This is a genomic window from Microbacterium sp. LWH13-1.2 (genome assembly GCF_038397735.1).
Lineage (GTDB): Bacteria > Actinomycetota > Actinomycetes > Actinomycetales > Microbacteriaceae > Microbacterium.
Window position 1 is genome coordinate 2,078,980 of the sequence record NZ_CP151635.1, and the last position, 14,853, is coordinate 2,093,832.

The 14,853-nt window shown below is 67.5% G+C and carries 12 protein-coding genes; 1 reads left to right on the top strand and 11 read right to left on the bottom strand.

Translation table 11 applies throughout. From position 1 onward, the window contains the following. Nucleotides 1–20 precede the first annotated feature (20 nt). The 7 genes from MRBLWH13_RS09905 to rsmA form a co-directional block, all read right to left on the bottom strand. Complete coding sequence (locus MRBLWH13_RS09905; RefSeq protein WP_341954738.1) at nt 21–1,142, bottom strand: sugar-binding protein; 1,122 nt, start codon at nt 1,140–1,142, stop codon at nt 21–23. Between the two features lie 60 nt (nt 1,143–1,202). Continuing rightward, entirely contained in the window at nt 1,203–2,558 is a 1,356-nt protein-coding gene (mmsB, locus tag MRBLWH13_RS09910) for a multiple monosaccharide ABC transporter permease (RefSeq protein WP_341954740.1), read from the bottom strand. Then, nucleotides 2,555–4,075: a multiple monosaccharide ABC transporter ATP-binding protein gene (gene mmsA, locus MRBLWH13_RS09915; RefSeq protein ID WP_341958285.1), complete on the bottom strand. Its 1,521-nt coding sequence runs from the start codon at nt 4,073–4,075 to the stop codon at nt 2,555–2,557. Before mmsA ends, mmsB begins: the two co-directional genes overlap by 4 nt. Before the next feature lie 155 nt (nt 4,076–4,230). Continuing rightward, the gene (locus MRBLWH13_RS09920; protein WP_056513495.1) at nt 4,231–5,244 is read right to left on the bottom strand and encodes a LacI family DNA-binding transcriptional regulator; all 1,014 of its coding nucleotides are present in this window, start codon (nt 5,242–5,244) and stop codon (nt 4,231–4,233) included. Between the two features lie 113 nt (nt 5,245–5,357). After that, nucleotides 5,358–6,290, bottom strand: coding sequence for a 4-(cytidine 5'-diphospho)-2-C-methyl-D-erythritol kinase (locus MRBLWH13_RS09925; protein ID WP_341954745.1), 933 nt, complete (start codon nt 6,288–6,290; stop codon nt 5,358–5,360). Nucleotides 6,291–6,303: 13 nt separating this feature from the next. Continuing rightward, nucleotides 6,304–7,371, bottom strand: a complete 1,068-nt coding sequence (mgrA, locus tag MRBLWH13_RS09930) for an L-glyceraldehyde 3-phosphate reductase (protein WP_056312376.1) — start codon at nt 7,369–7,371, stop codon at nt 6,304–6,306. Between the two features lie 9 nt (nt 7,372–7,380). Further along, nucleotides 7,381–8,250: a 16S rRNA (adenine(1518)-N(6)/adenine(1519)-N(6))-dimethyltransferase RsmA gene (gene rsmA / locus MRBLWH13_RS09935; protein WP_341954748.1), complete on the bottom strand. Its 870-nt coding sequence runs from the start codon at nt 8,248–8,250 to the stop codon at nt 7,381–7,383. A gap of 73 nt (nt 8,251–8,323) precedes the next feature. On the opposite strand from rsmA, the gene MRBLWH13_RS09940 reads away from it, so the two are divergent. Continuing rightward, nucleotides 8,324–9,583, top strand: coding sequence for an MFS transporter (locus MRBLWH13_RS09940; RefSeq protein ID WP_341954750.1), 1,260 nt, complete (start codon nt 8,324–8,326; stop codon nt 9,581–9,583). Here MRBLWH13_RS09940 and MRBLWH13_RS09945 read toward each other — a convergent pair. Genes MRBLWH13_RS09945 through MRBLWH13_RS09960 form a run of 4 tightly spaced genes read right to left on the bottom strand, consistent with a single transcriptional unit; the run spans nt 9,562 to nt 14,821 of the window. After that, nucleotides 9,562–10,434, bottom strand: a complete 873-nt coding sequence (locus MRBLWH13_RS09945) for a TatD family hydrolase (RefSeq protein WP_341954752.1) — start codon at nt 10,432–10,434, stop codon at nt 9,562–9,564. The genes MRBLWH13_RS09940 and MRBLWH13_RS09945 overlap by 22 nt on opposite strands. Nucleotides 10,435–10,436: 2 nt before the next feature. Continuing rightward, the gene (gene metG / locus MRBLWH13_RS09950; RefSeq protein ID WP_341954754.1) at nt 10,437–12,029 is read right to left on the bottom strand and encodes a methionine--tRNA ligase; all 1,593 of its coding nucleotides are present in this window, start codon (nt 12,027–12,029) and stop codon (nt 10,437–10,439) included. 38 nt (nt 12,030–12,067) lie between these two features. Further along, the gene (locus MRBLWH13_RS09955; RefSeq protein ID WP_341954756.1) at nt 12,068–13,609 is read right to left on the bottom strand and encodes a molybdopterin-dependent oxidoreductase; all 1,542 of its coding nucleotides are present in this window, start codon (nt 13,607–13,609) and stop codon (nt 12,068–12,070) included. 42 nt (nt 13,610–13,651) lie between these two features. Further along, nucleotides 13,652–14,821 carry a family 1 glycosylhydrolase gene (locus tag MRBLWH13_RS09960; protein WP_341954759.1) on the bottom strand — a complete coding sequence of 390 codons (1,170 nt, stop codon included), beginning with the start codon at nt 14,819–14,821 and terminating at the stop codon, nt 13,652–13,654. Nucleotides 14,822–14,853 lie beyond the last annotated feature (32 nt).

The window sequence follows — 14,853 nt, forward strand, 5'->3', positions numbered from 1 at the left end:
CGTTGTTCGAGCGGAATCGCTTACTGGTACGACTTCACGATCTCGAGGAGGCTCGGCACGTTGGCGTATGCCTCGGCCGCGTTCTCCTTGGTGACGATGATCGGGTCGAGCAGGTATGCCGGAACGACCTTGGCGCCGTTGTCGTACGACTCCTCGTCGTTGACGTCGACGTCCTCGCCCTTCTGCAGCTGGCCGACCATCTTGATCGACTGCTCGACGAGCAGCGCGGTGTCCTTGTTGATCGTGGAGTACTGGATGCCCTCCATGATCGACTTCACCGACTCGACCTCGGAGTCCTGACCCGTGACGACCGGAACCGGCTTGCCGGCCTGCTGCACCGAGGTGATGATGGCGCGAGCAAGGGTGTCGTTCGGGGAAAGCACACCGTCGAGGACCGTGTTACCGCTGTACGAACCGGTGAGCAGCGTGTCCATGCGGTTCTGCGCGTTCTCCGCGAGCCAGCCCTCGGTCGCGGTCTGCGCGATCTCGGTCTGACCCGAGACGACGACCAGGTTGCCGTTGTCGATCTCCGGCTGCAGGACGTCCATGGCGCCATCGAAGAAGACCTTCGAGTTGGCGTCATCAGGCGAACCCGAGAAGAGCTCGATGTTGTACGGAGCCTCGTGACCCGCACGCTCGGCGAGGCCGTCGAGCAGAGCCTGGCCCTGCAGCTGGCCGACCTTGAAGTTGTCGAACGCGACGTAGTAGTCGACAGCCTCGGTGTTCTCGATGAGACGGTCGTACGCGATCACGTACGCGCCGGCGTCCTTGGCCGCCTGCACCTGCGTGGCGAGCTGCTTGCCGTCCTTGGCGCCGATGATGATGACCTTGGCACCGTTGGTGACCATGGCCTGGATCTGGTTCTGCTGCTCGGCGACGGTGTTGCTCGCGGGAGCGTACTGGACGTCGGCCTTGAAGCCGGCCTTCTCCAGTCCGTCCGTGAACAGCTGACCGGCGAGGACCCAGTTCTCACTGGTCTTGTCGGGAAGCGCGACGCCGATCGAGGAGTCAGCGGCGAAGCCCGCTGCGGCCTCGTCGCCGGAGCCCGAGCCGGCGTCTCCACCGCGCTCTGCCGAGCAGCCGGTGAGGGCGAAGGCAGCCGTCGCGACGAGCGCTGTCGCTGTGACGATGATCTTCTTCATGTGATCTCTTTCTGTGTGATGTGACGGATTCTGCGTGCGAGCACTGCGCGGAGAGTCCGCTTACTCGGCCCTCGTCTTGTCGACGGGCGGGGCTTGGTAAGTCCTGTTGGGTTCGAAGGTCGGCGTTGCCTCCGGGTCGTCCTTGCGATTCGAACGACGCATCATGAAGCCGATCAGCGACGGGCGACCCTGCTGCTTGTTCCAGACGTCGATGCCGACCGCGAGCAGCAGCACGAGGCCCTTGATCATCGAGACGACGTCGGCGCCCTGACCGAGAAGGGCCAGACCGTTGTTGAGGAAGGCCATGACGAGACCACCGATGATCGACCCGATGACCGTTCCGATACCACCGGCGACGGCAGCGCCACCGATGAAGACGGAGGCGATCGCGTCCAGCTCCCAGCCGGTGCCGTCGTTCGGGCCGGATGCCTGCGAACGGGCGACGAAGATCATTCCGGCGAGAGCGGCCATCATCGACATGTTCATCATGACGAAGAAGTCGACCCAGCGGTCCTTCACACCCGAGAGGCGTGCGGCCTGACGGTTGCCACCCACGGCGTAGATGTGACGGCCAAAGACCGTGTTGCGGGTGACGAACGAGTAGATGACCACGAGCGCGAGCAGGATGATGCCCGGCACCGGGAAGCTCGTGCCGGGGCGACCGGTGGCGAACATCCAGCCCGCGGCGAGGACGACGACCGAGAGCAGCACGACCTTGACCGCGCTCACCCACACTGGCGCACTGTCGGAACCCATCTTGTGCTGGATGCGGCGGGTCCGGATCTCCCAGAAGACGAGCCAGGCGACACCGAGCAGCGCGAGGATCATCGTCGGCACGTTGAACGGCAGCGGCAGGCCGACCTCGGGAAGGTATCCGGTTCCGATGTACTGGAAGCCCTTGGGCACCGGGATCGTCTGCGCGTCACCGATGAACTGCTGGGCGCCGCGGAAGAAGAGCATTCCGGCGAGCGTCACGATGAACGCCGGCACGCCGACGTAGGCGACCCAGAATCCCTGCCAGGCACCGACCAGAGCTCCCACGCCCAGGCCGAGCAGGATCGCCAGCGGCCAGGGGAGGTTCCAGTCGGTCATCGACTTCGCCACGATGATGCCGGTGAAGGCCGCGACGGATCCGACCGACAGGTCGATGTGGCCCATGATGATGACCATCACCATGCCGATCGCCAGGATCAGGATGAACGAGTACTGGTTGATGACGTTGATCAGGTTGCCCGGGGTCAGCGTCGCGCCGGCCGGGTTCTTCAGCAGCGTCATGACCTCGAAGAACAGGATGATGACGATGAGGCTGCCCAGGATGCCGAACTGGCGCAGCGACGAAGTGCCGTTGCTTCCGAACATCTTGCGGATGTCGCTGAAGTGGAAGCCACGCTTCGTTGTCGTGAGGTCGGTGGTCATGCGGATGCTTTCTGGTTCGCGGAGGTCATGCTGCGCATGAGTGCCTCGGGTGTCGCCTGGTCGGCCGGGATGCAGTCGGTGACCCGACCTTCGAAGACTGTGTAGATGCGGTCGGAGATGCCGAGGAGCTCGGGCAGCTCACTGGAGATGACGATCACTCCCTTGCCCTGGGAGGCGAGCTCGTTGATGATCGCGTAGATCTCGTACTTCGCTCCGACGTCGATGCCTCGGGTCGGCTCGTCGAGGATCAGCAGGTCGGGGTCGGTGAACATCCACCGCGCCAGCACGACCTTCTGCTGGTTTCCGCCGGACAGCTTGCCGACGCCCTCCTCGACACTCGGCGCCTTGATGCGCAGCGCCTTGCGGTACTGCTCGGCGATCGAGAACTCCTGGCGCTCGTCGACCACGCCGCGCTTCGAGATCTTCGACAGCTTCGCCGCGACGACCGAGCGCTTGATGGTGTCGAGCAGGTTGAGACCGAGCACCTTGCGGTCCTCGCTGACGTAGGCGAGGCCGTGCTTGATCGCGGATGCGACGTCGGGCATCGAGATCTCCTGGCCGTCCTTGACGACCTGGCCGCCCAGGAACGTGCCGTACGAGCGACCGAACAGGCTCATCATGAACTCGGTGCGACCGGCGCCCATGAGGCCTGCGATGCCGACGACCTCGCCGCGGCGGACATTGATGCTCGAACCCTTTACGACCATGCGCTCGGAGACCGTTGGGTGCTGCACCCACCAGTCCTTGACCTCGAAGAAGACCTCGCCGATCTCGGGCGTGCGGTCGGGGTAGCGGCTCTCGAGCGAGCGGCCGACCATGCCGCGGATGATGCGGTCCTCGTTGATCTCGCCGCGCGAGATGTCGAGGGTCTCGACCGTGCGGCCGTCGCGGATGATCGTGATCTCGTCGGCGATCTGCTCGATCTCGTTGAGCTTGTGACTGATCATGATCGATGCGATCCCCTTGGCCTTGAGTCCGAGGATCAGGTCGAGCAGGTGCTGCGAGTCGTTCTCGTTCAGCGCCGCGGTCGGCTCGTCGAGGATGAGCAGCTTGACGTCCTTGTTGAGCGCCTTCGCGATCTCGATCAGCTGCTGCTTGCCGACACCGAGCGTCTTGATCGCCACATCGGGGTCTTCACGCAGACCGACACGGGCGAGCAGCTCGACCGTGCGCTGGCGCTGCGCCTGCCAGTCGATACGGCCGAAGTGACGGATCTCGTTGCCGAGGAAGATGTTCTCGGTGATCGAGAGCTCGGGGATCAGCGCGAGCTCCTGGTGGATGATCGCGATTCCCGCCTGCTCGCTGGCCGCGATGTCGCGGTAGCGCTGCTCCTCGCCGTAGAGCAGGATCTCCCCGTCGTACGTGCCGTAGGGGTACACGCCGGAGAGGACCTTCATCAGAGTCGACTTCCCGGCACCGTTCTCCCCGCAGATCGCATGGATCTCTCCTGCGCGGACGGTGATGGACACGTCGGACAGCGCCTTGACTCCCGGGAACTCCTTGGTGATGCTGCGCATCTCCAGGATGGGGCCTGACACGACCGGCAACGTTGCTGTGGTGCTCACAAGATCTTCCTCGCGACGGGCGGTCACACTCGATGTGACCGTTCACATTGGATTACATAGTCTACGCTCGCTCAGGCGGTGTCAAGACCACGAGCGAAATTGTGGCCTTATCGAGCGGCCGATGATTCCCTGGTGCGCAGAGTCGTCTGCAGCGGCCCGAACTGCGGCGTCTGCTCTCCGCGGATCTGGGCGAGCAGCAGACGCACGGCCCGGCGGCCGAGTTCGGGGAAGTCCTGGTGCACCGTGCTGAGCGTCGGCGCGACATGGGCCGCGACCGGGATGTCGTCGAACCCGACGACGCTCACGTCCTCCGGCACACGGATGCCGGCGTCACGGAAACCGTGCAGCAGACCGATCGCCATCTGGTCGTTCGCGACGAACACCGCGGTGAAGTCACGACGACGCGACAGCTCCTGCCCTGCGAAGTAGCCGAAATCCGCCGTCCAGTCTCCGCGGATGGGCGGGAAGGTCGGCAGGTCGGCCTCGCGCAGGGCATCCAGGTAGCCGCGCATGCGCGACTCCGCCTCGATCCAGTCCTGCGGGCCCGCGATGTGGATGATGTCGCTGTGCCCGAGCCCGATCAGGTGCTCGGTGGCCTTGCGTGCACCGGCAACCTGGTCGGCCGACAGGCTCACCCCGTCGGAGCCGGACGCGGTCTGCAGCGACACGAACGGGATCTCCACCGCCATTCCACGAAGCACATGGAACGCTCGCACCTGCGGTGCCAGCACCACGATGCCGTCGACCTGCTCTCGAGCCAGCTGTCTCAGCGCACTCCCGATGGCCTCGGGAGTCGTGGCCGAGAGGTTCAGCGTCGAGACCGAATACCCCTCCTCGCGCGCCGCATCCTCGATGCCGACGATCGAGGAGGTGGGGCCGAACTCGCCGACCGTCGCCGCGAGGATGCCGAGCATGTTGGACTTGCTCGTCACCAACGCCCTGGCAGCGAGATTCGGGCGGTAGTCGAGCACCGCGATGGCGTCGAGCACCTTGGCCTTGGTCTCAGGGCGGATGCTCGGGTGGTCGTTCAGCACTCGGGAGACGGTCTGATGCGACACTCCTGCGAGGCGCGCGACGTCGCGGATGCTGGGCATGCGGGCACGCTCGGAGGCCGTCGACATCACAGACCTCCTCGTATGTGCACGGTCACATCGTCTCTACATTATGTATGCCAGGCACGCCGAGCGCACGCCGAGCCGGTGCCGCGCGTGTGTCGAGCGGATACCGCGACCGCTCAGGAGATGATGCGGGCGCCCTGCACAGGGCCATGCACATGCAGCGACTCGAGGCCGTGCTCGCGCAGCAGCGACTGCACCTCCTGCGCGCCCTCGGGGCTCGCGCACAGCAGCGCGACCGTCGGGCCGGAGCCCGACACGATCCCCTGCAGGGCTCCGGCATGGATGCCGCGCAGGATCGTCGTCTCGAGCTCAGGGCGCTCGTAGAGAGCGGCTTCCTGCAGATCGTTGTAGATGCTCTCGGCCAGCAGATCCGGATCTCCCGAGCGCAGCGCCTGGAGCACCGGTGCCGGCACCTCCAGGGAGAGGGGCGGGTCGTCGGCGAGAGCGCCCTCGTCATCGCGCAGGGCGTCGAGCCGGGCATAGACCACCGGCGTCGAGAGCCCCTCATCGCTCTGGACGAGCACCCAGTCGAAGCGGCCGCGGGCCAGCGCCGGGTTCAGCTGGTCACCGCGACCGGTGCCGACAGCGGTGCCGCCGTGCAGCGCGAACGGCACGTCGGCGCCGAGACGAGCGCCGAGCTCGTGCAGACGCGCCGTCGAGAAGCCGGTGCCCCACAGGGCATCGCACGCGACGAGGGCTGCGGCCGCATCCGCCGATCCGCCGCCCATGCCGCCGGCGACCGGCACGCTCTTGCGGATCTCGAGCGCGACCCCGCCGTCGTACTCCGCCGCCGTGGCGAGGAGCTTCGCGGCCCGCATGGCGAGGTTCCGATCGTCCAACGGCACGGAGTCGGGGTCGTCGACACCCGACACCGTGATCGAGAAGTCGTCGGCGTGCCTGGCGATCACGTCCTCGTACAACGACACCGCCTGGAACACCGTCGCGAGCGCGTGGTAGCCGTCGTCGTGACGACCACCCACTCCGAGATAGACGTTGATCTTTCCCGGAGCTCGGACGTGCACCGAGTCGACGGGGGCGGCGAAGCTCATCTGGGTGCTCCCGTCACAGCTCCGTGGACGACGCCCACAGGTCGACGTCGATGGAGCCTGCGGCCTCGTCGATGCGGGTGAGCTGCTCGTCGGTGAAGGCGGGACCGTTCACCGCGGCGATGTTCTCGTCGAGCTGCTCGGGGCGCGACGCACCGACCAGCGCTGAGGCGACCACGGGGTTGCGCAGCGTCCACTGGATCGCCAGCTGCGCGAGCGACTGCCCACGCTCCTTCGCGATCTCGTTCAGTGAGCGGAGCGTCTCGACCGCGGCATCCGACAGCGGAGCCTCGGGAAGCGACCCGCGCTTCTGCGCGCGCGCCGCGGTGCCGTCGCCGAGGTACTTGTCGGTGAGCAGCCCCTGGGCGAGCGGCGTGAACGCGATCGCGCCCACTCCCGCCTGCTCGAGGGTCTCGGTGAGACCGTCCTCCACCCAGCGGTTGAGGATCGAGTACGCGGGCTGGTGGATCACGAGCGGCGTGCCGAGCTCGGTGGCGACGGCGACGGCCTCTGCCGTGCGCTCGGCGCTGTACGACGAGATGCCGACGTAGAGGGCCTTGCCCTGGCGCACGAGGGTGTCGAGCGCCGCGACCGTCTCGGCGACCGGCGTCACGGGGTCGGCGCGGTGCGAGTAGAAGATGTCGACGTAGTCGAGGCCCATACGGGTCAGCGACTGCTCGGCGCTTGCGAGGATGTACTTCCGGCTCGCGAAGTCGCCGTAGGGTCCGGGCCACATGTCCCAGCCGGCCTTCGACGAGATGATCAGCTCATCGCGGTAGGGGCGGAAGTCCTCGGCGAAGATGCGCCCGAAGTTCTTCTCGGCCGACCCGTAGGGCGGGCCGTAGTTGTTCGCGAGGTCGAAGTGCGTGATGCCGCGGTCGAACGCATGGCGCAGCAGCGCACGCTGGTTGTCGAGCGGGATGTTGTCGCCGAAGTTCCACCACAGCCCCAGCGAGATCGGCGGCAGGAACAGGCCTGAGGTGCCCACCTGGCGGTACTCGAACTGCTGGTAGCGGCTCTCGTCGGCGGCGTACGGCCGGTGCAGCTCGGGGATGTTCGGACGGAAGCGGGGAGAGTCGGTCACGGTGCCAGGTTAGTCGGTGACGACGGCGTCTTCGATCTGAGCGACGTGCCGCGCAATACGGTGATAGTCATCGACCGTGAGGTCCTCGCCACGAGCGGTCGGGGCGACTCCTGCCGCGATCAGGACCTCGGATGCCGCGGCTGAGCTGCCGAAGAGGTCGGACAGCGCCTGTCGCAGCATCTTGCGGCGCTGGTTGAAGGCGGCATCCACGATCTTGAAGGTGAGTCGGCGTTCGTCCTCCGTGCCGCGCTCGCCCTCCGACCGGTCGAAGCCGACAAGGAGGCTGTCGACGTTGGGGACGGGCCAGAAGACCTGACGAGACACGGTGCCCGACAGCTTCCACTCGCCGTACCAGGCTGCCTTGACGCTCGGGGTGCCGTAGATCTTGGAGCCGGGCTTGGCCGCGATGCGCTCAGCGACCTCGGCCTGCACCATCACGACACCGCGCTTCAGGTACGAGAAGTTCTCGAGGAAGTGCAGCAGCACCGGGACCGAGACGTTGTAGGGCAGATTGGCCACGAGCACGGTGGGTTCGCCGGGCAACTCGGTGATGCGCAGCGCGTCGGCGTCGACGACCGTGAGCATCTCAGCCGGCACTCCGTGCTCGACCGCCGTCTGCGAGAGTCGGGCGGCGAGCCGGTGATCGATCTCGACGGCGGTGACGGACGCCCCCGCCTCGAGGATCGCGAGGGTGAGAGAGCCGAGCCCCGGCCCGACCTCGACGACCCGCTCCCCCGGCTGCACCCGCGCCGCATGCACGATCTTGCGGACCGTGTTCGCGTCGACGACGAAGTTCTGTCCCAGCTTCTTGGTCGGGGTGACATCGAGCTCGGCGGCGAGTCGGCGGATCTCGGTGGCGCCGAGCAGGGTGACTGTCATTGCTCCATTGTCCCCCACTGCCTCTGCGTTCGACGCCGCCACCGGTGTCCGAGCCGCCCACTAGTCTTCTGTGGTGCCTTCCCTCGGTGAACTGATCGCGCCCCGCCGGATGGGCAGGGACTTCCGCTGGCTGCTCGCGTCGTCGTGGACGAGCAACGTCGGAGACGGTGTCGCCCTCGCAGCGGCTCCCCTGCTCATCGCCTCGATGACGTCGTCGCCGATCCTCGTCGCGGCCGGCGCCATCATGCAGTTCCTCCCGTGGCTGCTGTTCGGCCTGCACGCCGGCGCGATCGCCGACCGCTTCGACCGCCGACGACTGGTGATGTTCGCCAACGCCGGCCGGGCCGTGGTGCTCGCGGGTCTCTGCGCGTTCCTGCTCACGGGCACCGCGAACATCTGGATCGTGCTGGCTGTGGCGTTCCTCTACGGCACGGCAGAGGTGTTCGTCGACACGGCGGGCAGCACGCTGCTGCCGATGCTCGTCAAGCCCGCCGATCTCGGCGTCGGCAACGCGCGACTGCAGGCGGGATACCTGGTCGCGAATCAGTTCGCCGGTCCCCCGCTCGGCGCGTTCCTCTTCGCTGCAGGCACGGCCTGGCCGTTCCTGGTCGAGATCCTCTGCGTGCTGCTCGCCGTCGTCCTGATCTCGCGCATGGCGCGCACGCCCGTACCTCCGCGGGCCGCAGGCGAGGGTGTCGAGTCGCACGTGCACACCGACATCGCCGAGGGGCTGCGCTGGCTGTGGCAGAACCCGCCGGTGCGGATGCTGGTGCTCATCATCCTGGTCTTCAACGTGACCTGGGCGGCCCCGTGGGGCGTGCTGGTGCTCTACGCCACCGAGCACCTGAACATGGGCGCCGTGGGCTATGGAGCGCTGACCACGGCGTCCGCCGCCGGCGGCATCCTCGCCACCCTGTGCTTCGGGTGGCTCGAACGGCACGTGTCGTTCGCGACGCTCATGCGCGTCGTGCTGTCTCTCGAAGTGCTGATGCACCTCGCCTTCGCTCTCACCAGCACCGGGTGGGTCGCACTCGTGATCATGTTCGTCTTCGGCGCCTATGCGTTCATCTGGGGCACGATCTCGACGACGGTCCGTCAGCGCCTCGTGCCGCCCGAACTGCAGGGCCGGGTCGCCTCGGTCAACATGGTCGGCGTGTTCGGCGGCATGGTGATCGGCCAGGCGCTCGGCGGCGTGATCGCCCAGGTCTGGGGGCTCACGGCCCCCTGGTGGTTCGCCTTCGTGGGCGCGGCGCTCACGCTGCTGCTCGTCTGGAAGCCGATCTCGCAGATCGTCTCAGCAGTCCCTGCGGATCAGTCGCTGAACGAGCCGTAGACCCGCAGCGTGTTGGCGGCGAGCTGAGCCGACAGCTCGTCGACCTCGATGCCGAGCTCGGCTGCCATGAACCGCACCGTGATCGGTACGAGGTACGGGGCGTTGGGCCTGCCGCGCAGCGGCGTCGGGGTGAGGAACGGGGCGTCGGTCTCGATGAGGATGCGATCGAGCGGCGTCACCTTCAGGGCATCGCGCAGGTTCTGCGCGTTCTTGAACGTGACGTTTCCGGCGAAGGACAGGTGATACCCCGCGTCTGCACAGATCCGAGCCATCGCGTCGTCGCCCGAGAAGCAGTGGAACACCGTCTTGTCCGGCGCCCCCACCCGGGTCAGAGTCTCGAGCACCGCGTCGTGCGCGTCGCGGTCGTGGATCTGCATCGCGATGCCGTGCTTCTTGGCGAGGGCGATATGCGCCTCGAAAGACTCGAACTGCGGTGCCCGGCGCTCGGGCTCGGTGCGGAAGAAGTCGAGCCCCGTCTCGCCGATCGCCCGCGTCCGCGGGTGCGCGGCGAGCTCGTCGATCACAGCGATGGCCTCATCGAGGCGCCCCTCTTCGGCGTACGCGGGCGCGTCGTTCGGGTGGATCGCAACCGCTGCGAGCACCCGGGAGTCCGACTCCGCGGCCTCGACCGCCCAGCGAGACGACTCGATGTCACCCGACGCCTGCACCACCCCGGCGATGCCCACGGCCTGGGCACGATCGAGCTGCTCGGTCAGCGACAGAGGCTCGTCGCCGTCGAGGATCTCGAGGTGCGCATGGTTGTCGTAGACGGGCACGGCGAGCGGCTCGGGGGCCGCCGGATACCGCAGGTTCTTGCGTCCCTCGCCGTCTCGCTGCTGCACGTAGGTCATGCTCAGGAAGCGGACTCCACGCGCGGGAACAGCGGGCTGAGGCCGTTGACGCTGGTACCCGGGCGCAGCACGCCCCAGGCTCCGGCCTCACGGATCGGCTGGTCCTGCAGGCGTCCGAGGCTCTCGGCGGCTCCGAGGGCGACCCACAGCTTCTCGGTCGACTGCGGCATGACCGGCGAGAGCAGCACAGCGAGGGCGCGCAGGCCCTCGGCGCACGTGTAGAGCACCGTTCCCAGACGGCCGCGCTGAGCCTCGTCTCCGCTGTTCGCCTGCTTGGCCAGCGCCCACGGCTCGTTCGCGGTGATGTAGCCGTTCAGGGCATCGACGATGGTCCAGATCGACGAGATGGCCTCGTCGATGCGGAACTGCTCGATCGCGGCATCCGCGTTCGATGCGGCATCCGCCACGATCTTCTGGATCGCGAGGTCGTTCTCGGTGTATTCGGCGGGCGGCGGCACGACACCCTCGAAGTACTTCTCGATCATCGCCGTGGTGCGCGAGGCGAGGTTGCCGAAGCCGTTGGCGAGCTCGGCCTGATAGCGGGCAGATAGGTCTTCCCACGAGAACGAGCCGTCCTGCCCGAACGCGATCGCGGAGAGGAAGTAGTAGCGGTAGGCGTCGGAGCCGAAGACGTCGGTGATCTCGGTCGGAGCGATGCCGGTGAGCTTCGACTTCGACATCTTCTCGCCGCCGACGAGCAGCCACCCGTGCGCGAACACGCCCTTCGGAACATCGAGGCCCGCTGCCATCAGCATGGCTGGCCAGATCACGGCGTGGAAGCGCAGGATGTCTTTTCCGACCACGTGATACGCGGGCCACCGGCGGTCGAAGGTGTCCTCATCCGCGCCGTAGCCGACGCCGGTGACGTAATTGAGCAGCGCATCGATCCAGACGTACAGCACGTGCGAGGTGTCCCACGGGATGGGGATGCCCCAGTCGAACGACGAGCGCGAGATCGAGAGATCCTTCAAGCCCTGGCGAACGAACGAGACGACTTCGTTGCGAGCGGACTCCGGGCGGATGAAGTCGGGCTGTGTCTTGTACAGCTCGAGCAGGCGGTCCTGGAACTCGCTGAGCTTGAAGAAGTAGTTCTTCTCCTGCAGCAGTTCGAGAGGCTTGGAGTGGATCGCGCAGACCTTCAGCCCCTCGAAGGGACCGGTGCCGTCGAGGATCTCGGACTCGGGCTTGAACTCTTCACAGCCCACGCAGTAGAGCGCCTCGTACTCGCCCGCGTAGATGTAGCCGCGGTCGTAGATCGTCTGCCAGAACTTCTGAGCGTTCGTCTCGTGCCGCTCCTGCGTGGTGCGGATGAAGTCGTCGTTCGCCACGTCGAGGGTCTCCAGCAGAGGGAACCACGCCTCGGTCACGAGCTTGTCGACCCATTCCTGCGGGGTGACGTCGTTCGCCGCCGCCGCGCGGAGCATCTTCTGGCCGTGCTCGTCGGTGCCCGTGAGCATCCACGTGTCATCGCCGCCCTGACGGTGCCAGCGCGCGAGCGCGTCGACAGCCACCGAGGTGTACCCGTGGCCGATGTGAGGCACATCGGAGGGGTAGTAGATGGGCGTGGTGATGTAGAACGATTCGCCTGCGGGCATGGGGACAATTCTAGGTGCGATGGCGAGGGTCGTTACGCTCAGGCGACCGACACCTCGATGCGGTGCCAGCCCTGGGCGCCGTCGGGCACCACTCCCGCAGGATCCGAGGTCTGCGTCTCGCCCTCAGCGCTGAGCGCCCGGCACTCGATCGTGTGCGCTCCACTCTCCGCCATCCACGGCAGACGCCACTGCACCCAGGTGTCGGCCGAGATGGCGTCAGCGAGCTCGGCGCGGCGCCACGGCCCCTCGTCGATCCGCACCTCGACCCCGTCGATCCCCACGTGCTGCTGCCAGGCCATGCCCGCGATGACCGCGTCACCCGCCTCGACCCGCGCGCCGCGCCGGGGCACGTCGATGCGCGACTGCAGCTTGACGGGGCCGCGCTCGGACCACCCGCGGTCGGTCCAGTACGCGGAAGCCCGATCGAACCTGGTGACCTCCAGCTCGGTCACCCACTTGGTCGCCGACACGTAGCCGTAGAGACCAGGCACCACCATGCGCACCGGGAAGCCGTGCTCGATCGGCAGCGGCTCGCCGTTCATCCCGATGGCGAGCAGCGCGTCGCGGTCGTCGGTGAGCGCCTCGATCGGCGTCGACGCCGTGAACCCGTCGGATGACCGGGACAGCACCATGTCGGCATCCGAGTCGACTCCCGCGCGGGCGAGCAGTTCGCGGATCGGGTGGCCGAGCCAGCGGGCGTTGCCGATCAGATCGCCGCCGACCTCGTTCGACACGCACGCGAGCGTCACGTGCGACTCCGTCATCGGCAGGGTCAGCAGCTCGTCCCACGAGATCACGACTTCACGCTCGACCATCCCGTGGATGCGCAGAGACCAGTCTGCCGGGTCGATCCGCGGGACGATGAGCGCGGTGTCGATGCGGTAGAACTCGGTGTTCGAGGTGACGACCGAGGCGAGACCGGGGATCCCCAGCTCGGCGCCGGCAGGCACGGCGGGAGCCGCCGTCGTCGGCGCAGGCAGCCGGAGCATCGTGCGCACAGCCTCGATCGATCGGGTGGCACCGCGTGCGGCGGTGCCGATGACGAGCGCCGCGACTCCTGCGGCGGCCACGCCAGCGGTCCAGAGCAGGAACCGCCTGCGCTCCTCGTGCTCGGCGCGCAGATACGGAATCGGATGCACGACGCGCATGAGCAGTCTGAGGGCGACCACCGCGGTGACTCCCGCGACGAGTCCGGGAAGCCAGGCGAAGGGGCCGGCGCCCGGGCGGATCATCGCCGCCACCAGGGCGAGCACACCGAGGGCGCCGAGGATCGCCGACCCCACGCCCGCCCGGCGGGACTCCAGGATGCCGGCGAGCGCCGCAACACCCACGAGCACCACGGCGATGCCGGTGATCAGCGCCACCTTGTCGCCGGTGCCGAACAGCGCGATGGCCGCATCCTTCGCCCAGCTGGGCGCGAGGTCGATGAGTCCGCTGCCGATCACCGCGAACGGGCTGGCGCTCGGCTCGACGACCGCCGCGACGAGCTCCGCCAGGCCGACCGCGGCGACCGCCGCGCTCAGCCCGGCGGCCGCCGATCGGAGCCTGTCACCGCGCGTCGGACGGGTTGCATGGCTCATGATCCGAGGGTAACCCCGGGGCAGCGCCCCGGGGTCATCCGCTCAGAGCCCGTTGCGACGTGCGACCTCGCCGAGCCAGGCGAGCGAGGGCTTCGGGGAGCGCTCGAAAGTCTGGTGGTCGAAGCCGATCAGACCGAAGGTCGGTCGGAATCCGCTCGCCCACTCGTAATTGTCGAGCGCGCTCCAGTGCTGGTACGCCTTGACCTCGATGCCGTCGGAGATCGCCCGGTGCAGCCCCTCGAGGGCGCCCTGCGTGTAGGCGATGCGCCTGGTGTCGTCGCCGGTCGCGATGCCGTTCTCTGTCACGAGCACCGGCACGCCACCGCTGCGCTCCCACGCACTGCGCACGCCCATCTCGAGCGCCTCCGGGAAGAACTCCCACCCGGTGAGCGTCGTCTCGACATCGTCCGCGACGGGTCGGGGGCCCTCGGGACCGATGAAGGTTCGTGTGTACGCCTGCACGCCGACGAAGTCGTCGCCGGCCGACTGGTCGAGGTACCAGTGGTCGCGCGGGTCGCCGTACTCGGCGAGCATCTCGTCGGCCCCCGGCTCTCCTGTGGAGTGGAACGCCTGCGTCGCGATCGTCCATCCGGCCTGCACACCAGAGACGGAGTGCAGGATCTCGGAGGCGCGGTGGTGCGCGTCGAGGAGGGTGTCGGCGACCGCGAGGTCGGGGTTCGGCAGGCCGAACGCGACGAGGTTCGCCGCATCCTCTCCCCCGGCGAGCATCGCCGCGATGTTCGGCTCGTTGATCGTGCAGACGTAGGTCACGCCCTCGAGGATCGGGAGAACCGTCTCGACGTAGCGGGAGAACAGGTCGACCGCGTCGTCCGCGCGCCAGAAGCCGTCCTTCTGGAACCACTGCGGCACCGTGAAGTGCATCAGGGTCACCGTCGGGTCGAGCCCGTTCTCGCGTGCCGTGTCGATCATGCGTCGGTAGTGATCCAGCATGGCGCGAGACACGAAGCCGCGCTCCGGTTCGATACGGGCCCACTCCATCGAGAAGCGGTACGAGTTCAGACCGGCCTCCGCCAGCAGACGCATGTCCTCCGGATACCGGTGGAAGTGGTCGGCGGCGTCGCCCGAGGGCTCGACCATCGGCGAGCCCGGAGCATGCTCCATGGCCCACCAGTTGCTGGTCGTGTTGTTCCCCTCCACCTGATGGGCTGCGGTCGCAGCGCCCCAGAGAAAGCCGTCAGGGAATGTGAGCACGAGTGCTCCTTTCGTCTTGCGATGGGTCTTCG